Source organism: Neisseria mucosa, from assembly GCF_013267835.1.
In the GTDB taxonomy this organism is placed as follows: Bacteria; Pseudomonadota; Gammaproteobacteria; order Burkholderiales; family Neisseriaceae; genus Neisseria.
The window spans coordinates 1,186,129-1,206,639 of record NZ_CP053939.1 but is presented as its reverse complement, the minus strand read 5'-3'; the positions used below and the strand labels follow the sequence as shown (position 1 = coordinate 1,206,639).

Annotated in this window: 17 protein-coding genes, 3 tRNA genes and 1 pseudogene; 13 read left to right on the top strand and 8 right to left on the bottom strand. The window is 50.9% G+C overall.

The features are described from left to right. Window positions 1-6: 6 nt before the first annotated feature. Window positions 7-596, top strand: a pseudogene (locus FOC66_RS05665) (tyrosine-protein phosphatase). A 74-nt stretch (window positions 597-670) separates the two neighbouring features. Here FOC66_RS05665 and cysE read toward each other — a convergent pair. Continuing rightward, window positions 671-1,489: a serine O-acetyltransferase gene (cysE, locus tag FOC66_RS05660; protein ID WP_003747509.1), complete on the bottom strand. Its 819-nt coding sequence runs from the start codon at window positions 1,487-1,489 to the stop codon at window positions 671-673. 150 nt (window positions 1,490-1,639) lie between these two features. Here cysE and grpE point away from each other — a divergent pair, with 150 nt between their 5' ends. The 3 genes from grpE to FOC66_RS05645 all read left to right on the top strand — a co-directional run bounded on the left by grpE (window position 1,640) and on the right by FOC66_RS05645 (window position 4,918). Then, entirely contained in the window at window positions 1,640-2,200 is a 561-nt protein-coding gene (gene grpE, locus FOC66_RS05655; RefSeq protein WP_003747507.1) for a nucleotide exchange factor GrpE, read from the top strand. Window positions 2,201-2,502: 302 nt separating this feature from the next. Then, a complete protein-coding gene (gene dnaK / locus FOC66_RS05650) occupies window positions 2,503-4,431 on the top strand; it encodes a molecular chaperone DnaK (protein WP_003747505.1) in 1,929 nt (642 codons plus the stop codon). A 268-nt stretch (window positions 4,432-4,699) separates the two neighbouring features. Further along, the gene (locus FOC66_RS05645) at window positions 4,700-4,918 is read left to right on the top strand and encodes a hypothetical protein (protein ID WP_003747503.1); all 219 of its coding nucleotides are present in this window, start codon (window positions 4,700-4,702) and stop codon (window positions 4,916-4,918) included. A gap of 73 nt (window positions 4,919-4,991) precedes the next feature. Here the strand turns inward: FOC66_RS05645 and FOC66_RS05640 are convergent, their stop codons facing one another. Then, complete coding sequence (locus FOC66_RS05640) at window positions 4,992-6,332, bottom strand: DUF2868 domain-containing protein (protein ID WP_003747501.1); 1,341 nt, start codon at window positions 6,330-6,332, stop codon at window positions 4,992-4,994. A gap of 162 nt (window positions 6,333-6,494) precedes the next feature. After that, window positions 6,495-6,579: transfer RNA gene (locus FOC66_RS05635), tRNA-Leu, on the bottom strand. Between the two features lie 161 nt (window positions 6,580-6,740). Here FOC66_RS05635 and FOC66_RS05630 point away from each other — a divergent pair. From FOC66_RS05630 to FOC66_RS05615, 4 genes are all read left to right on the top strand, one after another. Beyond that, window positions 6,741-7,406: a hypothetical protein gene (locus FOC66_RS05630; RefSeq protein ID WP_003747499.1), complete on the top strand. Its 666-nt coding sequence runs from the start codon at window positions 6,741-6,743 to the stop codon at window positions 7,404-7,406. Continuing rightward, entirely contained in the window at window positions 7,399-7,992 is a 594-nt protein-coding gene (gene ribA, locus FOC66_RS05625) for a GTP cyclohydrolase II (RefSeq protein WP_003747497.1), read from the top strand. The genes FOC66_RS05630 and ribA overlap by 8 nt, the downstream gene beginning before the upstream one ends. A gap of 125 nt (window positions 7,993-8,117) precedes the next feature. Next, window positions 8,118-8,193: transfer RNA gene (locus FOC66_RS05620), tRNA-Val, on the top strand. Window positions 8,194-8,226: 33 nt separating this feature from the next. Then, window positions 8,227-8,303: transfer RNA gene (locus FOC66_RS05615), tRNA-Asp, on the top strand. A gap of 209 nt (window positions 8,304-8,512) precedes the next feature. Here the strand turns inward: FOC66_RS05615 and parE are convergent. Next, window positions 8,513-10,498, bottom strand: coding sequence for a DNA topoisomerase IV subunit B (gene parE, locus FOC66_RS05610; RefSeq protein WP_003747496.1), 1,986 nt, complete (start codon window positions 10,496-10,498; stop codon window positions 8,513-8,515). A 68-nt stretch (window positions 10,499-10,566) separates the two neighbouring features. After that, window positions 10,567-11,103 (bottom strand): RNA pyrophosphohydrolase, encoded by a 537-nt coding sequence (locus tag FOC66_RS05605; protein WP_003747493.1) that lies wholly within the window; start codon window positions 11,101-11,103, stop codon window positions 10,567-10,569. 329 nt (window positions 11,104-11,432) lie between these two features. Here FOC66_RS05605 and FOC66_RS05600 point away from each other — a divergent pair, with 329 nt between their 5' ends. From FOC66_RS05600 to FOC66_RS05590, 3 genes are all read left to right on the top strand, one after another. After that, window positions 11,433-12,572 carry a polyamine ABC transporter substrate-binding protein gene (locus tag FOC66_RS05600; protein WP_003747491.1) on the top strand — a complete coding sequence of 380 codons (1,140 nt, stop codon included), beginning with the start codon at window positions 11,433-11,435 and terminating at the stop codon, window positions 12,570-12,572. Window positions 12,573-12,679: 107 nt separating this feature from the next. Next, a complete protein-coding gene (locus FOC66_RS05595) occupies window positions 12,680-12,952 on the top strand; it encodes an ACT domain-containing protein (protein WP_003680574.1) in 273 nt (90 codons plus the stop codon). A gap of 15 nt (window positions 12,953-12,967) precedes the next feature. Continuing rightward, window positions 12,968-14,323, top strand: a complete 1,356-nt coding sequence (locus tag FOC66_RS05590; protein ID WP_003747489.1) for a PFL family protein — start codon at window positions 12,968-12,970, stop codon at window positions 14,321-14,323. Window positions 14,324-14,389: 66 nt separating this feature from the next. Here the strand turns inward: FOC66_RS05590 and FOC66_RS05585 are convergent, their stop codons facing one another. Continuing rightward, window positions 14,390-15,919 (bottom strand): helicase HerA-like domain-containing protein, encoded by a 1,530-nt coding sequence (locus FOC66_RS05585; RefSeq protein ID WP_003747487.1) that lies wholly within the window; start codon window positions 15,917-15,919, stop codon window positions 14,390-14,392. Window positions 15,920-16,161: 242 nt separating this feature from the next. Between FOC66_RS05585 and FOC66_RS05580 the strand changes: the two genes are divergently transcribed. Next, the gene (locus FOC66_RS05580; protein ID WP_003747485.1) at window positions 16,162-17,391 is read left to right on the top strand and encodes a multidrug effflux MFS transporter; all 1,230 of its coding nucleotides are present in this window, start codon (window positions 16,162-16,164) and stop codon (window positions 17,389-17,391) included. Window positions 17,392-17,452: 61 nt separating this feature from the next. Next, window positions 17,453-18,262 carry a glutamate racemase gene (gene murI / locus FOC66_RS05575; RefSeq protein ID WP_003747483.1) on the top strand — a complete coding sequence of 270 codons (810 nt, stop codon included), beginning with the start codon at window positions 17,453-17,455 and terminating at the stop codon, window positions 18,260-18,262. 64 nt (window positions 18,263-18,326) lie between these two features. Here the strand turns inward: murI and nadC are convergent, their stop codons facing one another. Together nadC and FOC66_RS05560 are read right to left on the bottom strand one after the other, a co-directional pair. After that, window positions 18,327-19,208 (bottom strand): carboxylating nicotinate-nucleotide diphosphorylase, encoded by an 882-nt coding sequence (gene nadC, locus FOC66_RS05570; protein WP_172884822.1) that lies wholly within the window; start codon window positions 19,206-19,208, stop codon window positions 18,327-18,329. 229 nt (window positions 19,209-19,437) lie between these two features. Continuing rightward, the gene (locus FOC66_RS05560) at window positions 19,438-20,376 is read right to left on the bottom strand and encodes an NUDIX hydrolase (protein WP_003747477.1); all 939 of its coding nucleotides are present in this window, start codon (window positions 20,374-20,376) and stop codon (window positions 19,438-19,440) included. Between the last annotated feature and the right edge of the window lie 135 nt (window positions 20,377-20,511).

Genomic DNA, 20,511 nt, shown 5'->3' with positions numbered 1-20,511 from the left:
AATTTTATGCGCCGTCTTTTATTGTGCCTTCTCGCTTCCGGCTTGCCCGTTGCCTGTTTATCCGCGCCGCCGGATAACGGCGGCAAAGCCTTTCAGTCCAAACGGTGGGCAACACCCATTAAACACGATGCCAACCTTTATCGCATCGATGACAAGCTTTACCGCAGCGAGCAGCCCGTTGCCGAAGATGGCGAAGCCATTGTCAAGCTGGGCATTCAAAGCGTGATCAACCTGCGCTTTTTCGACCGCAACGATGACGACCATTTGAAGGCGTATGGTTTGAATTGCTAAACCGTCCGTTGCTGTCATGGAGCATTAAGCCGAAAGAGATTGCGGAAATCCTATACCTGATTGAAAAACAACAGCAAAACGGCGCAGTGCTTATCCATTGTTATCATGGCGCGGACCGTACCGGTTTGATTGCCGGAATGTACCGCATCATCTATCAAGGCTGGCCGGTGGAAGAGGCAAAAGCCGAAATGCAACACGGGCCTTACGGTTATCACAGCATTTGGAAAAACATTGCCAAGCTGTTTACCGAGGAGAAAGTCAAGCAGGTTAAAACGCATTTGGAAGCCTTGCGCAAACGCGGTTGACGCCAAGATTCAAAACATAAAAAGGCCGTCTGAAAGATTTGTTTTTTCAGACGGCCTTTTTAATGACAGACGGTTTAAATCACAAAATCCGTAGATGATAATTGAATGCTTTGATCCATATCGGCAGACGGGGTTTTGGAAGAGCGGCCGACCGGTTTGGCCGGTACGCCGACAACGGTAATCGAAGACGGTACGTCGGCAACCACCACGCTGCCTGCGCCGATTTTGGCATTTTTGCCGATGCGGATGTTGCCCAAAATCGAAGCGTTCGCACCAATCATCACGCCGTCGCCGATTTTCGGGTGGCGGTCGCCGCTTTCTTTGCCCGAGCCGCCCAGCGTTACGCCGTGGAGGATGGAAATATTGTTGCCCAAGACGGCGGTTTCACCGGCCACAAAACCGGTGGCATGGTCGAGCATTAAACCATGACCGAAACGCGCAGCCGGGTGAATGTCGACGCCGAACACTTCCGACATGCGGTTTTGCAGGAAATACGCCAGCGTTTTGCGGCCGTTTTGATAAAGCCAGTGGTTGATGCGGTGCGCCTGTACGGCGTGAAAACCTTTGAAATACAACAGCGGCAGCGAATATTCATCACAAGCCGGGTCGCGCTCGTAAATGGCTTTCAAGTCGGCCTCGACACATTTGCTGATGCGGGTGTCCGCACTTAAAGCCTGCTGATAAATTTCAAACAGTGCACGTACGTCCATAATCGGACTGCCGAGCTTGCTGGAAAGATGGTAGGCCAATACCGAATCGAGAGACTGGTGGCGCAATACGGTTTGATGCAGGAAGCTCGCCAGCATCGGCTCGGCCGCGGCGGCGGCTTCGGTTTCTTCGCGGATGGTGTGCCACAGATTAAAATCAGTTGAATTCAAATGGTCTTTTTTCATGTTTGAGGCCGTCTGAAGAATACAATCAGATGGTTATCTTACCGTTTTCCAACGTATTTTAACAAGGCATTTGATAATCGGCATTCAAATGCTTGAAGTTTTTTCAGACGGCCTTATATATGAAACATCGAATATCAACACGCTAAAAGGATGTCAGAAATGACGGAGCATAACGAACAACATCAACACGAAGCAGAAGAAGCGGCAGCCGTAGAAACTGCCGAAACCGTTGAAACCGAACAGGCCGAACCGACTTACGAAGAGCTTCAGGCGCGTGTCGCCGAGTTGGAAGGCCAGCTCAAAGACAGCGAATTGCGCGGTCTGGCAAACGAGCAAAACCTGCGCCGCCGCCATCAGCAGGAAATCGCCGACACCCATAAATTCGCCGGACAAAAATTTGCAGCAGAAATGTTGCCGGTTAAAGATTATCTCGAAATGGCGCTGCTGGACCAAAGCGGCAATTTCGATGCGCTGAAAATGGGCGTGCAAATGACTTTGAACGAGCTGCAAAAAGCATTTGATGCCACACATATTAAAGAAATCAACCCGCAGCCGGGCGACAAACTCGATCCGCACCAACATCAAGCGATGCAGGCAGTCGTCAGCGAGCAAGAGCCGAATACCATCGTCAGCGTGATGAAAAAAGGCTATACATTGGCCGACCGCGTGCTGCGTCCTGCAATGGTTGTCGTGGCGAAAAAAGAAGATTGAAGGCATCGCTTGATACAGTTTATCAAGCATAAAATCTTCAGACGGCCTTATCCGGTTTCAAAACCCGATGTTCCGCTATTGGAAAATCATTCCGATAAACCGGAATCGGAAAATGAAAACCGGGCCGTCTGAAAAAAGAATAAACGGCTTGTGGATAAATAAATCAAGCACTTGAATTTAATCTTAAAAAAAATTCAAAATAGGCCTTGAAAAAAAATGAAGCAACCTTATTTACAAGCCATCGGAACGAAATGTTCCACAGGATTATTAATTAAGAAAAGTTTATTTAGGAGCAACATAATATGGCAAAAGTAATCGGTATTGACTTAGGTACAACCAACTCTTGTTTGGCCATTTCTGAAAACGGTCAAACCAAAGTAATCGAAAACGCAGAAGGCGCACGCACCACTCCTTCCGTTATCGCTTATTTGGACGGCGGCGAAATCCTCGTCGGCGCACCTGCAAAACGCCAAGCGGTAACCAACGCTAAAAACACTATTTACGCGGCCAAACGTTTGATCGGCCACAAATTTGAAGACAAAGAAGTACAACGCGACATCGAGTCCATGCCTTTCGAAATCATCAAAGCCAACAACGGCGACGCATGGGTAAAAGCACAAGGCAAAGAGCTGTCTCCTCCTCAAATTTCCGCAGAAGTTTTGCGTAAAATGAAAGAAGCAGCCGAAGCTTACTTGGGCGAAAAAGTAACCGAAGCCGTGATTACCGTTCCTGCCTACTTCAACGACAGCCAACGTCAAGCAACTAAAGACGCAGGCCGCATCGCAGGTTTGGAAGTAAAACGCATCATCAACGAACCGACTGCAGCCGCTTTGGCATTCGGTATGGACAAAGGCGACAGCAAAGACCGTAAAATTGCCGTGTATGACTTGGGTGGCGGTACTTTCGATATTTCCATCATCGAAATTGCCAACATCGACGGCGACAAACAATTCGAAGTATTGGCAACCAACGGCGACACCTTCTTGGGCGGCGAAGACTTCGACCAACGCTTGATCGACTACATCATTGACGAGTTCAAAAAAGAACAAGGCATTGATTTGAAACAAGACGTCATGGCTCTGCAACGCCTGAAAGAAGCTGCCGAGAAAGCCAAAATTGAATTGTCCAGCGGTCAGCAAACCGAAATCAACCTGCCGTACATTACTATGGACGCAACCGGTCCGAAACACTTGGCCATGAAAATTACCCGTGCCAAATTCGAAAGCCTGGTTGAAGATTTGATTCAACGTTCTATCGAGCCTTGCAAAATCGCATTGAAAGATGCCGGCTTGAGCACCAGCGACATCGACGACGTGATTTTGGTCGGCGGTCAGTCCCGTATGCCGAAAGTACAAGAAGCCGTTAAAGCCTTCTTCGGCAAAGAGCCTCGCAAAGACGTGAACCCTGACGAAGCCGTTGCCGTAGGTGCAGCAATTCAAGGCGAAGTATTGAGCGGCGGCCGCAGCGACGTATTGCTGCTGGACGTAACGCCTCTGTCTTTGGGTATCGAAACCATGGGCGGCGTGATGACCAAGCTGATTCAAAAGAACACTACTATCCCGACTAAAGCGTCTCAAGTGTTCTCTACTGCCGAAGACAACCAAAGCGCGGTAACCATCCATGTGCTGCAAGGCGAACGCGAACGTGCTTCTGCCAACAAGTCTTTGGGTCAGTTCAACTTGACCGACATCGCACCTGCACCACGCGGTATGCCTCAAATTGAAGTTACTTTCGACATCGATGCCAACGGTATCTTGCACGTTTCTGCCAAAGACAAAGGCACCGGCAAAGCTGCCAACATCACCATCCAAGGTTCTTCCGGTTTGAGCGAAGAAGAAATCGAACGCATGGTGAAAGATGCCGAAGCCAATGCTGAAGAAGATAAAAAACTGACTGAATTGGTCGCTTCACGCAACCAAGCCGAAGCCCTGATTCACTCCGTGAAAAAATCTTTGGCCGACTACGGCGACAAACTCGATGCTGCCGAGAAAGAAAAAATCGAAGCTGCGTTGAAAGAAGCTGAAGAAGCCGTTAAAGGCGACGACAAAGCCACTATCGATGCTAAAGCCGAAGCTTTGGGCACAGCCAGCCAAAAACTGGGCGAAATGGTTTACGCTCAAGCGCAAGCCGAAGCACAAGCAGGCGAGGGCGCACAAGCCGAGTCTTCTGCTAAGAAAGACGACGACGTTGTAGATGCCGACTTTGAAGAAGTAAAAGACGACAAAAAATAATTGATGCCGTCTGAAAAAAAGCGCGAATCGAAAGGTTCGCGCTTTTTGTTGTTTGGGGAATATGTAAAGACGCTTTGTCAAAATTGACGGTAAACTTTCAAAACCTTGCTACATCATCGTGTTACCATATTTCTATTGTCGAATTTTGAACAGATTTCGCCGAATGTTGACAGCAGCTGACAGTCAAAGCCATTAATATTTGTCCATCGATTGAGTGCGAATAAATGCTTATTTTTGCCTCAAATCAACCTCTTGAAAGAAGATAAATATGAAAAAACTGATTCAAATGACCTCTTTGATGGTTGCCGCTGCAGGTTTGGTCTTGACTCCAGTCGCTTCTGCGCATGGCAAGCACGACATGCATCCGAAACAAGAGCGTATGCACAAAAAAGCCAAACCGCAAAAAATGAAAAAACCTGCACCTAAAGCCAGACACCACGCAGCTAAGCCCAAACATCATCAAGAGCATCACTACGAACCTCATTAAGATGAATCCTCAACAATATATAAGGCCGTCTGAAACCCAAACATCAGTTTTCAGACGGCCTTCGGTTTATCTGTCAAATAGCGCTTTGCCGTTTTTCTTGTGCCAAACGGGTCGGCTCCAGCCAGGCAATGTTTCTTTCTGCCAGCGCATCGCGCCAATAATCCAGTTTGGTATCCAAATCTTCAGAGAAACTGTCTTGATTCAAAAGCTGAATGATAACACCGCCATCCGTGGCTTCGGCCAAGCGGCTGATTTGACGCAAAATGCCGCGATCGGGAACAGTTTGCGTGCGTACGCCGATGAGAAGTTGCGCCGGAGTTTGTTTCAATTCGGCTTCCAATTGTTCCAAATCTTTTCTGCCGGCGACTACGCCTTTGTCTATCCATTCTTGCGCCAAAACGCCGGAAAACCAAAGCGGCTCAGGCCATTCCGTTTCCAGTGTAACAGCCCATTTAGGCGCATTGTTCAGCGTAATTTTAGATGAAACGGGAACGATGTTTTCCTGAAAATCATCGGCATCGACAATCTTCGTTTGCCATGCGCGGAGGATGTTTTGATAGTAGGGCTGATTCAAATCCAAACGTTCGCGAAGGGTTTTTAAAGTAATCTTGCAAGCCAGCCAAGCAATCAAGCGCGGCAGAATGCCATAGCAGATAATGCTGCCGATGAGTAAACCCGCCCAAGCGCGTGCATCTTCGATATGATTGTTCAGACGGCCTGCAATTACGGCCTGACTGTCGGGAACAGGAAAGCCCAAACGTTCCGGCAGCCATGACAAAGCCTCAACCGTTTTCACCAATGCCGTATTGCTTAAAAGCGTACTTTCCCAGTTGAACGTATATTGACGCACCAAAAGTAGCAGCAAAACAGAAACCAACATCCCCGACAGCGTACAAAGCCACAGACTGTGTGAGGTTGCGCCAATCAGCCAACGCGTTTGCGGTTTGCGCCATTCGCCCATATAAAGCCGCAAAATAGCCTGATTGACCGGGTCTTTACCTCGGAACCAAGTTGCCGGACTGCTGATAAAGTGCACATTTTTCAAACGCAGGAATAAAGTCGCCAGCCACACCAGCAGCATGACCGTATTCATGCCCAAAATTCCGGCCAACACCAGAAAAAAGTTCAGTCCCTGATGGTCCATCAACAGATAAGTGCTGGAAAAACCGACCGTAAACAACAACGTCGCCGCAACAATCCAAAGCCAAAACGAGCCTGTCTCCACCTGTTGCAACACATATTTCAAATGCTTGTCGCGGTCAATAATTTGAGCGCGGCGTATCAGTTTTTCCTCATTGCCGCCGTCAATATGTTGCAACGCTTCCGTCGCCTGCACAGGATCTCCCGGAAAAATATAGGCACGCTCTTCAAGGATACGGACCAATTCGACAAGTTTTTGCGATGGATTCAACATAAATGATAGGCCGTCTGAAAGATAAAATGGAAACGTCTGTTATACCCCCAAATAAACCCTTTTTTGCAAAGGTCAAAAAATTAAAAGCAGTTTTGATTTTGAATAGGGTATATAGTGGAATAGATGTAAAAAAAGCAGCCCGAAAGCTGCTTATTTTTAGTGTGGTGCGGACGGAGAGACTCGAACTCTCACACCTCGCGGCGCCAGAACCTAAATCTGGTGCGTCTACCAATTTCGCCACGTCCGCACTAATTTGAGTTGTGGATTATACACAAGATTAATGGGGGCGCAAAGTCTTGTTTGCTTGAATTTGTCGGTTTATCCCTTATATAATGACTTATTCCGGCCGTCTGAAAGCAGGGTTTGTTTTCAGACGGCCTCAACTTTCCATTTGGTGAGGAAGGGCTGATGCCTGCTTTATTGATTAAAGATTTTTTGCAGACGCAAGGTTTGAAGCTGCCTGCGGATGAGATACATGTTGCTTATTTGACTGCCCAGGCTGTGATTAAAATGGGTAATGCTTCGGTTGAGCGTTCGATTTTGTGGCCGTCTGAAGACGGTTGGCAATTGGCGGATTATGTCGATGCCGAACATGAATTATTGCTGAAACAGATTTTTATGGCTTTGGATTCGGTTGCCGAGCGCACCGAGCATTTGAAAAGCGCAGCCGTTTATACTGCGTTTCCGAAAGATGGCGCGTTGTCGCTGGTTCGGCTGAGCCGTTGGGGCGTGCCGTTGGAAAATGTGATTCCAATCGATGAGCCGACCGGGCAGGCTTTTTTGGCTGTGCGTACGGCGCAAAGCGGTTGGATGAATGTTTGTCAGAATGTGGCGTATTGGCAGGAAATTGGTGAATTGTCAGCCGAACGCAATCATCCCGGCTTGAGCCAGATTTCTGTTCCTGTCTGTATGCCCAGCGGTGCGGTTTTAGGCGTGGTACATGCTGAGTTTGATGTCAAGGACGGTGCGCCGGACGAAGTATTGGTGGCCTGGATTGCCCTTGCATTAGCCTTGGCGGAACCTTTGAAAAACCTCTTGGGCGTGGCTGAAAACGAGGAAGCGGAAAATGAGTAAGGCCTTGAAGTTTGTCGCGTCATGCCGTTTGCCTACGGAATGGGGCGAATTTACCATGCACGGCTTTGAAGAAGAGGGCGGGCAGGAACATGTCGCATTGACGATGGGCGATGTTTCAGACGGCCTGCCTGTGTTGTCGCGTATTCATTCCGAGTGCTTGACCGGCGATGCTTTATTTTCGGTGAAATGTGATTGCGGTCCTCAGCTTCAAGCGGCGATGCAGGCCGTTCAGAAAGAAGGGCGTGGTGTTATCGTATATTTGCGCCAAGAAGGCAGGGGCATTGGTTTGATAAACAAAATCCGTGCGTATCGTTTGCAAGACCAAGGCTTGGATACGGTTGAGGCCAATGTTGCACTCGGCCTTCCTGTTGATGCGCGCGACTTTACTTTGGCCAAGCAGATTTATGATTATCTGCATATTCGTGAAGTCAGGTTGCTGACTAATAACCCTGAGAAAATTCAAACGTTGAAAGATTCCGGCATTAATGTGGTTGAACGCATTGCATTACATGTCGGCGAAAATGTGGAAAATGAGCGTTATCTGCATACCAAGGCGGATAAATTGGGGCATTTGATTTTTGATTGATAGATGGGCATAACGGTTATTTTTATTGTTAAATAAAATATTCTATATTCTTTCAATGGGATATATTTTTATTTAAATAAAAACCTTGCGCGTAATCTGATTTTTTGATTTAATGTCGGCTTATCGGGTGATTAGCTCAGTTGGTAGAGCGTCTGCCTTACAAGCAGAATGTCGGCGGTTCGACTCCGTCATCACCCACCAAGTTTCCTTTTCATTGTCTTTGACAGTGGATGCGCGGTGGTAGCTCAGTTGGTTAGAGTACCGGCCTGTCACGCCGGGGGTCGCGGGTTCGAGCCCCGTCCGCCGCGCCATTATTTAAAAAGCACTGATTATATCAGTGCTTTTTTGTTTGTCTTATTAAAGGTTAAAGGCAAAATTAAGCCGCGAAAATAGAAACCGGTAAATAACCACAGTGTATAGAAATTGAAATACTGTTTAATCTTAATTTTCTTATGTTTTAAAAAAGGCCGTCTGAAACTTTTAACGTTTCAGACGGCCTTTAGTCTATTGAAACAATGGATTAAATATCCAATTCTGCCGTATCGCCTTCTTTTTCCATCCATGCGCGGCGGGCGGCGGCTTCGCCTTTGCCCATCAGTTTGACGAAGATGTCGCGTGTTTCATCATCTGCGCCTTCGGGGATTTGTACCTGCAACAGGCGGCGGGTGTCGGGGTGCATGGTGGTGTCTTTGAGCTGGTCGGGGTTCATCTCGCCCAAGCCTTTGAAACGGCTGATGGAATAGGCGGTTTCTTTAACGCCTTCTTTTTGCAGTCGCTCCAAAATGCTGTCGAGTTCGTTTTGGTCGAGGGCGTAGAATTTGCGGGCGGGTTTGCTCTTACCTTGTGCGTTGACATCGACGCGGAACAGCGGCGGCTGGGCGACGTAGATGTGTCCGTCGGCAATCAGTTTCGGGAAGTGGCGGTAGAACAGGGTCAACAGCAAAACTTGAATATGCGAGCCGTCCACGTCGGCATCGGACAGGATGGCGATTTTACCGTAACGCAGGCCGCTTAAATCGGGATTGTCGTTGATGCCGTGCGGATCGACGCCGATGGCGACGGAAATGTCGTGGATTTCGGCGTTGCCGAAAAGTTGGTCGGGGTGGACTTCGAAGCTGTTGAGCACTTTGCCGCGCAGGGGCAGGATGGCTTGGGTGGCTTTGTCGCGGGCGAGTTTGGCGGAGCCGCCGGCGGAATCGCCTTCGACGAGGAAGAGTTCGTTTTCGCGAATGTCTTCGCTTTCGCAGTCGGTCAGTTTGCCGGGCAGGACGGCGACGCCGCTGCCTTTTTTCTTTTCAATCTTTTTAACCGAACGCATCCGCGCTTGTGCCTGACGGATGGCGAGTTCGGCGATTTTTTTGCCGAAGTCCACGTTTTGGTTCAGCCACAATTCCAAAGGGTCGCCCGATACGGCGGCAACAAGTTTCAACGCGTCGCGGTTGGTCAGTTTGTCTTTGGTCTGACCTTGGAACTGCGGGTCGAGGACGCGGGCGGAGAGGACGAAGGCAGTTTTGCTGAACACATCGTCGCTTTGCACTTTTACGCCGCGCGGCAAGAGGTTGTGCAGGTTGATGAAGTTGTTGACCGCGTTGAACACGGCTTGTTTCAAGCCTGCTTCGTGCGTGCCGCCCAACGGGGTGGGGATGAGGTTGACGTAGCTTTCGTTGGCACACGAACCTTCTTCCAGCCAAGTCAGGGCAAATGCTGCACCTTCGCCGATGCTGAAATCGCCGTTGTGGCCGTCTGAAATGTAGTTTTCACAGGAAAAGATAGGCACGGCTTCCTGCGCGTCGGCAATGAGGTCGGTCAGATAGCTTTTCAAGCCGTCTGGATAGTGCCAAGTTTGGGTATGCGCTTCGTCTTCGCCTTTGACCGGACGGGTTAGGGAAACGCGCACACCGGGCAGCAACACGGCTTTGGCGCGCAATAATCGCTCGAGTTCGGGAATGCTGTAATTCGGGCTTTCAAAATATTTGCCGTCCGGCCATACGCGCACTTCGGTGCCGCTGTCTTTGACGGCGCATTTGCCCACTTCAGTCAAAGGCTCGATGACGTCGCCACCGGAAAAGACGATGCGGTGGATTTTGCCTTCGCGTTTGACCGTTACCTCAAGGCGGGTGGAGAGGGCGTTGGTCACGGATACACCGACGCCGTGCAGGCCGCCCGAAAAGGCATACGCGCTGCCGCCGTCTTTTTTATTGAACTTGCCGCCTGCGTGCAGACGGGTGAACACGAGTTCGACTACGGGTACGCCTTCTTCAGGGTGCAGACCGATGGGAATACCGCGGCCGTTGTCGCGCACGGAAAGCGAACCGTCTTCATGAATTTGCACGTCAATTTCAGTCGCGAAACCGCCTAACGCCTCGTCCGCCGCGTTATCAATCACTTCCTGACAGATATGGGTCGGGCTGTCGGTACGGGTGTACATGCCGGGACGTTCTTTGACCGGCTCCAAGCCTTTGAGGACGGTAATGCTGGATTCACTGTATTGATTGTTTTTAGCCATAGGAATAATGTAAAGGCCGTCTGAAAGGAAGAAAAACAACGCTTTCAGACGGCCTGAAAGCGTTGGGGTTATAGGTTTTCTATTGGATTGCGACGGATAAATTCTTCATAGCTTTCTATGCCGCGCAAGAAACGGGAAAGTTCGGTCAATGCGCCCAAATACACGCCGCGCTTGAAGTCGATGACTTCGTCAACCGGCGCCCAGTATTGATGCCAACGCCAGCCGTCGAATTCAGGATGATGGCAGGCGCGGAGGTTGACGTCGCTGTCGCGGCCGACCAAACGCAAAAGATACCAAATCTGTTTTTGTCCGCGATACGAACCGCGCCATTCGCGGCGCACCCAGTGGCTGGGCACGTCATAGCGCAGCCAGTCGCGCGTGCGGCCGATAATTTTGACATGTTGCGGCAGCAGGCCGACTTCTTCGTACAACTCGCGGTACATGGCGGTCTCAGGGCTTTCGCCCGGCTTGATGCCGCCTTGCGGAAACTGCCAAGAATGTTCGCGTACGCGTTTGCCCCAAAAGACTTCGTTACGTTCGTTAATCAGGATAATACCGACATTGGGGCGATAGCCTTCTCTGTCTAACACGGGGTCGCCCTTCATTAAATTCAATCGTGCAATTTTCCCACAAATTGGGCAGTTTTGACAAATCTTGAGGCCGTCTGAATAAGCACACAGTTTTTTCCAGACGGCATGAAACCGTTTCTGAAAAAAATGTTGTTTATGAATAAAACCATAGCTTCAGGCCGTCTGAAAAGGGAGAATTTTTTCTGCTTTAAGGTCTTGCATTCAAAAGCTTTTTGCCGTTTAATGCGAACCTTGCTGAATCAAGGGCAAAGGACACATGCCGGCCGCCCCCACAGTTTCCCTTTTGTAAGTGGCATCTGCCACCGCTGCAATATTTTTACCCCCCGAACAAAAGGTCTGAAACCATGAAAAAATCTTTGATGGCGGCGGCAATCGTGAGCCTCGTCTTGACTGCGTGCAGCGGCGGACAAGGAACCGCCGCAGAATCTTCCGCATCTCAAACTTCCTCTTCCCAAACCGATAAACTCAATATCTACAACTGGTCGGATTATGTCGATCCGGCCACGCTGTCTGCGTTTGAAAACAAAACGCATATCAACGTCCGCTACGATTACTACGACAGCAACGAAGCGCTGGAAGCCAAGCTGCTGACCGGCAAGTCGGGTTATGACCTGGTTGCGCCGTCTATTGCCAATGTCGGCCGCCAGATTAAAGCCGGCGCATATCAAAAAATCGACAAATCGCAAATTCCCGATTATGCCAATATCGATCCCGATTTGTTGAAAATGATGGAAACCGTCGATCCGGGCAACGAATATGCCGTCCCTTATTTCTGGGGCATCAATACGCTGGCGATTAACAAGCAGCAGGTTCAAAAGGCTTTGGGTACGGACAAGCTGCCTGAAAACGAATGGGATTTGGTGTTCAACCCTGAATACACCCGAAAACTGAAATCCTGCGGCATCAGCTATTTCGACAGCGCCATCGAGCAGATTCCTTTGGCTTTGCATTATTTGGGCAAAGATCCGAACAGCGAAAACCCTGAGGACATCAAAGCCGCCGTCAATATGATGAAAAAAGTGCGTCCCGACATCAAACGCTTTACCTCGTCGGGCTATATCGACGATATGGCGGCCGGCAACCTTTGCGTATCGGTAGGCTATGGCGGTGACCTCAATATTGCCAAAACCCGTGCCAAAGAAGCCGGAAACGGCGTAGAAATCGAAGTATTGACACCGAAAAACGGCGTCGGTATTTGGGTGGATTCGCTGATGATTCCGCGTGATGCGCAAAACGTGGCCAATGCACACAAATACATCAATCACACGCTCAATCCGGAAACGGCGGCCAAAAACGGCAACTATGTGACTTATGCCCCGGCCAGCCGTCCGGCGCGGGATTTGATGGATGAAAAATACACCTCTGACGAATCGATTTTCCCAAGTAAGAAATTGATGGAAAAAAGTTTCATCGTCTCTCCCAAGTCAACCGATGCAAGCAGGCTCAGCGTTCGCCTGTGGCAGGCTTTGAAAGCAGGGCGATAATGAACATTGAAATTTGAATACTCAGGCCGTCTGAAACAGTTTTTCAGACGGCCTGAGTGTTATAATTGTCAACACTTTTCAAATATCCTATCAGGAGAAACAGAGTTATGAACAATTCAGTCATCACCGTCATCGGCAAAGACCGTGTGGGCATTGTGTACGACGTTTCCAAAATTTTAGCGGAAAACCAAATCAATATTCTCAACATCAGCCAACAGCTGATGGACGATTTTTTTACCATGATTATTTTGGTGGATACTTCAAAATGCACCAAATCGCGTCAAGAAGTTTTGGATTTGTTTGCGGAAGAAAGCAAAAAACTCGCGCTTGATATCCGCATGCAAAACGAAGAAATTTTCCAAGCCATGCACCGTATTTAAGTCGGAGGGAGAGCCATGAGTATTCAATCCGGCGAGATTTTAGAAACCGTCAAAATGGTGGCCGACCAGAATTTTGATGTCCGCACCATTACCATCGGCATTGATTTGCACGACTGCATCAGCAGCGATATCAATGTGTTGAACCAAAACATTTACAACAAAATTACCACTGTCGGCAAAGACTTGGTGGCGACGGCAAAATATCTGTCTGCCAAATACGGCGTACCGATTGTGAATCAGCGCATTTCCGTTACGCCGATTGCCCAAATCGCCGCGGCCACTCATGCTGATTCTTATGTCAGCGTGGCGCAAACCTTGGATAAGGCTGCCAAAGCGATAGGCGTGTCCTTTATCGGCGGCTTTTCCGCGCTGGTGCAAAAAGGCATGTCGCCTTCGGACGAGGTGCTGATCCGTTCCATTCCCGAAGCGATGAAGACTACCGATATCGTGTGCAGCTCCATCAATATCGGCAGTACGCGTGCGGGTATCAATATGGATGCGGTCAAGCTGGCAGGCGAGACCATCAAACGCACGGCCGAAATCACGCCCGAAGGTTTCGGCTGCGCCAAAATTGTCGTGTTCTGCAATGCAGTGGAAGACAACCCGTTTATGGCGGGTGCGTTTCACGGTTCGGGCGAAGCGGATGCTATTATCAATGTCGGCGTATCCGGCCCGGGTGTCGTAAAAGCTGCGTTGGAAAATTCAGATGCAACGACATTGACCGAAGTTGCGGAAGTAGTGAAGAAAACTGCTTTCAAAATTACCCGTGTGGGCGAACTCATCGGCCGCGAAGCCTCAAAAATGTTGAATATCCCGTTTGGTATTCTCGACTTATCATTGGCACCAACCCCTGCCGTCGGCGACTCGGTGGCGCGCATTCTTGAGGAAATGGGTTTGAGCGTCTGCGGTACGCACGGCACAACAGCGGCTTTGGCCTTGCTGAATGATGCCGTGAAAAAAGGCGGCATGATGGCTTCCAGCGCGGTCGGCGGTTTGAGCGGCGCATTTATCCCTGTTTCCGAAGACGAAGGCATGATTGCCGCTGCCGAAGCCGGAGTGTTGACGTTGGACAAACTCGAAGCGATGACCGCCGTTTGCTCCGTTGGTTTGGATATGATTGCCGTTCCCGGCGATACGCCTACTCATACCATTTCCGGCATCATCGCCGACGAAGCCGCTATCGGCATGATCAACAGCAAAACCACTGCCGTGCGCATTATTCCGGTTACCGGTAAAACCGTCGGCGACAGTGTCGAGTTCGGCGGCCTGCTGGGCTACGCGCCTGTAATGCCGGTTAAAGAAGGTTCGTGCGAAGTGTTCGTCAACCGAGGCGGCAGAATCCCTGCGCCGGTTCAATCGATGAAGAATTGATTGGATTGATAAATAAAAGGCCGTCTGAAATTGATTTTCAGACGGCCTTTTATGTTTGCAGGCTGATTATTTGAACATATTTTTAATAATGCCCATTACGCTGCGGGAAATGGCGTTGGTGACTTGGCGGTTGATTTGACTGCCGATGGCGTCGGCAACGTTGTAGCCCAACCCTTGGCCGGATTTTTTACGTCCGCCGCTCAAGCCGCCGAGCAGTCCGCCGAGGATGCCTGGATCGGCATTTGCGGCTTCTTTTTCTGCGGCTTTTTGTGCTTTTTCCTGCTCTTTGGCAGCATTTGCGGCTTCTTTTTCAGCGGCTGCTTGGCTGTCTGCTTCGGCTAAGGCTTCAAAGGCGGAATAGTTGTCCACCATGTCTTTGTAGGTCGGATACAAATCGTCGTTTTGGAACAAACGGTTGCGCTCTTCTGCGGCAAGCGGGGTCAAGGAAGATTGCGGCGGCAGGACGAGGGCGCGCTCTACCGGTTCGGGCATACCTTTTTCATCAAGGAAGGAAACGAGGGCTTCGCCGACGCCCAGTTCGGCAATCGCTTCGGCAACTTTGATGTTTGGGTTGCTGCGGAAGGTTTCGGCAGCGGCCTTAACCGCTTTTTGGTCACGCGGCGTGAAGGCGCGCAGGGCGTGTTGTACGCGGTTGCCGAGCTGTCCTAGGATGGTGTCGGGCAAATCGAGCGGGTTTTGGGTGACGAAATATACGCCCACGCCTTTGGAGCGGATCAGGCGCACGACTTGTTCGATTTGTTCGACCAGTGCATTGGCGGCGTTGTCGAACATCAAATGCGCTTCGTCGAAGAACATCACAAATTTCGGTTTGTCCAAATCGCCGACTTCGGGCAGGGTTTCAAACAACTCCGCCAACATCCACAGCAAAAACGCGCTGTACATACGCGGTGAGCGCATCAGTTTTTCGGAGTTGAGGATGTTGATGATGCCTTTACCGTTGTCGGTTTGCATCCAGTCTTGCAGGTTGAGGGAAGGTTCGCCGAAGAATTTTTCTGCACCTTCGTTTTCCAAAGTCAGCAGTTGGCGTTGAATCGCGCCGATACTGGCGGCGGAGACGTTGCCGTATTGCGTGCGGTATTCCGAAGCGTGGTCGGAAACGTGTTTCAGCATGCTGCGCAGGTCTTTCAAGTCCAGAATGTGCCAGCCTCTGTCGTCAGCGACTTTGAACACGAGGTTCAACAGACCTTCCTGCGTGTCGTTCAGATTCATCAGGCGGGCCAAAAGCATAGGGCCCATTTCTGAAACAGTTACGCGTACGGGAATACCGGTTTCGCCGTAAACATCCCAAAAACGCACGGGGAAATTTTGCAGCCAATGTTCGCCTAAATCAAACTCGGCAATGCGTTCGCCCACCTTGCCGCTGGCGGCACCCGCTTGCGCGATGCCCGACAAATCGCCTTTGACATCGACTAAGAATACGGGGACGCCTTCGCTGCTAAAGGCTTCCGCCATGCGGCGCAGGGTCACGGTTTTACCCGTACCGGTCGCACCGGCGATCAAGCCGTGGCGGTTGGCCATTTTACCTTGGATTTCGAGCGTTTTCCCATCGGCACGCGCAATTTGAAATGTAGTCATGATTATTCCTTAGAATCCGTGATGTGAAACAATTTGTTGTCTTAAAAAACAAGCATTTTAACGTTTGCGGCGAGGGGATTCAACCAAGCAAAGTTTCAGACGGCCTTAAGTTTTGCAAAGGTTTTTTTTGCAGTGATTGGATAGGGTTGAAATCTGCTATAATTCCATCCAACACGCAACCGTCTGACAAGGCGGTTGTTTTCTTTGTTTTTTGAATATTTGTTACGAAAGCGAAAATCGGAATGACTGCACAACAAGCCCCTTTGGGCGAAAAAACCATGGCCGTGCTGATGGCGATGTTGGTCGCGCTGATGCCGTTTTCTGTCGATGCCTATCTGCCTGCGATTCCCGAAATGGCGAAGTCGCTGGGTTCGGACATCCACCGCATCGAGCAAAGCTTGAGCTTTTTTATGTTTGGCGTGGCGTTTGGCCAGGTAGTTGGTGGGTCGATTTCGGATATTAAAGGCCGCAAACCGGTCGCCTTGGTGGGCTTGAGCATTTACTTTGCCGCCGTTGTCGGTTTGACGATGGTGAATAATGTCGAGCAGCTGCTGAACTTGCGTGCCGTGCAGGCGTTTGGTGCGGGGATGACCGTGGTGATTTCCGGCGCGATGGTGCGCGATTATTATTCCGGACGCAAAGCCGCACAGATGTTTGCCTTAATCGGCATTATTTTGATGATTGTGCCGCTGATGGCGCCGATGATTGGTGCGGGCTTGCAGAATTTGGGCGGCTGGCGCATGATTTTCGGTTTTCTGGCCTGCTATTCGCTGCTGCTTTGGGGATTGATGTGGTATTTCCTGCCCAAGCCGCACCAAAAAGGCAAAATCAGCATGGACGTGTTCGGCGTGGTGGCCGGCAGGTTTAAACGCGTTTTGAGGACGCGTGCCGCGATGGGCTATCTGTTTTTCCAAGCTTTCAGTTTCGGTTCGATGTTTGCCTTTTTGACCGAATCGTCGTTCGTGTACCAACAACTGTATCATGCTTCGCCAAACCAATATGCTTGGATATTTGCGCTCAATATCATTACCATGATGTCGTTTAACCGCGTTACCGCATGGCGTTTGAAAACCGGTACGCATCCGCAAAACATCCTCAAATGGGGCATTATCGTCCAATTCGTCGCCAATCTACTGATGGCGGTTTTGGTGTTGTTGCTGTCTTTACCGCCTTTGTGGGCTTTGGTGTTGTGCGTGATGTTTTCAGTCGGTACGCAAGGCTTGGTCGGTGCGAACACTCAAGCCTGCTTTATGGGCTATTTTAGCGAAGAGGGCGGCAGCGCAAATGCGGTTTTAGGCGTGTTCCAATCCCTTATCGGCGCATCGGTCGGTATGGCAACGACTTGGCTACATAATGGTTCTGCCTTGGTAATGGCCGGTATGATGTTGAGTTCGACCGTGTGCGGTATCGTACTGTTGTGGGTTTGCTCGCATCAGGCTTGGATGGAAAACGATAAAAAAGAATATGTTTAACCTTCAGGCCGTCTGAAAAACGGTTTCAGACGGCCTCGACTTTATATTGAAGAAATTAACCATGAGTACCAGCAAACAACGCCCCATCGGCGTATTTGATTCCGGCGTCGGCGGCTTGACCAATGTCCGCGCCTTGATGGAACGCCTGCCGATGGAAAACATCATCTATTTCGGCGATACCGCACGCGTTCCCTACGGCACCAAATCCCGCGCCACCATCGAAACCTTCGCCATGCAGATTGTCGATTTCCTGCTGGAAAACGATGTTAAAGCACTCGTCATCGCGTGCAACACCATCGCCGCCGTTGCCGGACAAAAAATCCGCCAAAAAGCAGGCAATATGCCCGTATTGGACGTCATCTCCGCCGGTGCGGAAGCCGCTTTGCAAACCACCAAAAACAACCGAATCGGCATTATCGCGACCAATACCACCGTCAACAGCAACGCCTACGCACGCGCCATCCATTCGCAAAACAACGACACACTGGTGCGCACGCAAGCCGCGCCCCTGCTTGTGCCATTGGTGGAAGAGGGCTGGCTTGATCACGAAGTTACCCGCCTGACCGTGCGCGAATACCTGAAGCCGCTTTTGGCTGACGACATCGACACGCTGGTGTTGGGTTGTACCCACTTCCCACTGCTCAAACCGCTTATCGGCCGCGAAGCGCAAAACGTTACCTTGGTCGATTCCGCCATTACTACCGCCGAAGCCACCGCCAAAGCCTTGGCGCAAGCAGGTTTGCTGAATACAGAAAACGACAATCCGGATTACCGCTTCTACGTCAGCGACATCCCACTGCGCTTCCGCACCATCGGCGAACGCTTTTTGGGCAGAAGTATGGAGCAGATCGAAATGGTTACATTGGGTTGATGGGTAATATTAAAGGCCGTCTGAAATTTCAGACGGCCTTTGCTTTTTTATAGCCAACTCAAACTTAAGCCACGAAATCCAAACCTATGTCCAACGAGCGGCTGCTGTGGGTCAGATAGCCGAGGGCGATGCCGTTCACGCCGGTTTGCGCCACGCGCTTCAGGCGGTCGAAGCCGATGCCGCCCGATGCTTCGCAATAGACGGTGTGGGGGTGGGCGGTTTGCGTGTGGCAGCGGTTTGCGGCTTCTTTCAAGGTTTCGTCGTCCATGTTATCCAGCAAAATCCGTTCCGCGCCCGCCGCGATGGCTTCGTCCAGTTGTGCCAATGTGTCCACTTCGATTTCCACGCAGGTCAACGGTCCGACTGCCTGTTTTGCCTGCTGCACGGCTTGGGCGATACTGCCGCAATAGGCGAGGTGGTTGTCTTTGATGAGCACGGCGTCGTCCAAGCCCATGCGGTGGTTTACGCCGCCGCCCGCCCTAACGGCGTATTTTTGCAGGACGCGCAGCAGGGGGATGGTTTTGCGGCTGCACACGATGTCTGTACCGTATTCGGCGACTTCGGCGACGGCACGCGCGGTGGCGGTGGCGATGCCGCTCAAGTGCGTAAGGTAGTTGAGCGCGGTGCGTTCGGCGGCGAGCAGGGTGCGGGCGTTGCCTTCGACGGCGGCCAGCGTCTGACCTGCGCGGACGGCTTGTCCGTCTTGGATTTCGGCTTGGAAGCGGACGGACGGATCTATCGTCTGAAAGGCGAGGCGCGCCAAGTCTATGCCGGCGATGACACCGTCTTCGCGGCTGACGAGGAAGAGTTTGGCGGTTTTGTCGGGTGCGATGACGGCGGCGGACGTAATGTCGCCGCGCCTGCCCAAATCTTCGCTCAAGGCTTGTTCGATCATAGGGCGCAACAGGGTGTCGGGCAGGGGGAAGAGGGTGTTTTCAGACGGCATGGGGTTTCCTTTGTTGAAAAATATTGGTGTTGCACCGATGGGGTAAAACTTCATTTTATAGTGGATTAAATTTAAACCAGTACGGCGTTGCCTCGCCTTAGCTCAAAGAGAACGATTCTCTAAGGTGCTGAAGCACCAAGTGAATCGGTTCCGTACTATCTGTACTGTCTGCGGCTTCGTCGTCTTGTCCTGATTTTTGTTAATCCACTATAGGCCGTCTGAAAACGGGCTAACGGCTGCCCAGCGGCAGTCCGATGTCCGAAATCAACCTGTCGGGCAGGACGTCGTCGCGGAAGCGGTAAAGCTGCGCGGGACGGCCTTTGCTGCCCGATACGCCGGTATCCGACGGCTCGATGAGGTTTTGCTGCTGAATCTGGCGGCGGAAGTTTTGCTTGTGCAGCAATCTGCCGCTGATGGCTTCGACGCTGTTTTGTAGTTGCAGCAGCGTGAATTCGGGCGGCATCAGTTCGAAAATCACGGGGCGGTATTTGATTTTGGCGCGCAGGCGGGACAGGGCGGTTGCCAACACGCGGCGGTAGTCGTGGCACATGGGCTGCCCCGTGAGCGCGAAGTCGAAGTTTGCCTGCGGCTCGGCGGCTTCCGCTATCAGGCCGCTTTCATACAGCATTTCATAGCGTTGCAAAACGTATTCTTCCGACCAGTTTTCCGGCTCGACCCCCCAACACAAATGAATGCGCTTGAGCCGCTTTTGGCGCACTTCCTCCGTGTCCGCCGAGTTTGCCCAAATGCGCAGGCGGCTGACGATGGCGTCGCGCTGCCCGCCGTCGGTGCGCAAATCTTCCCACGGGAAATAGCCGTAGCAGTCCTGCCATTTCGCATCCGGGTGCAGGATGCTGTCGGCGGCCTCGCGCACCAGCCCCAGATAGCTGACGTACAAGACAGGCAGGCCTTGCTCGTTTTGACGGCGCGTATCGACAAAGGTGTAAAGCTGTTCTACATAACCCATGGGCTGAGATGTCTGCTTGGCGACCCACATCCTGACCCCTGCCTGCAGAGAGTGGCGAAGCGGTGCAAGCAGGCCGTTGGGCAGCAGCGCTCCTTGGGCGACGGTCAAAACCCTCAAGCTGCTGTTTGTAATGGCGATCAGTACAGGAACCAGCTCGACGATACTTTGCGTATTGGCTGCTGTTTCAGGATAGGCATCCATGCGTGGCTTTCATTCAAGAGAAAACCTTATTGTAAACCAAAGCGGTTTTCAGACGACCTTGCATATTATACTCAAGTTGAGCATAATATAAAAACTATTTGAAACATAGACGGCAAACCTTTATGCCGTCTGAAA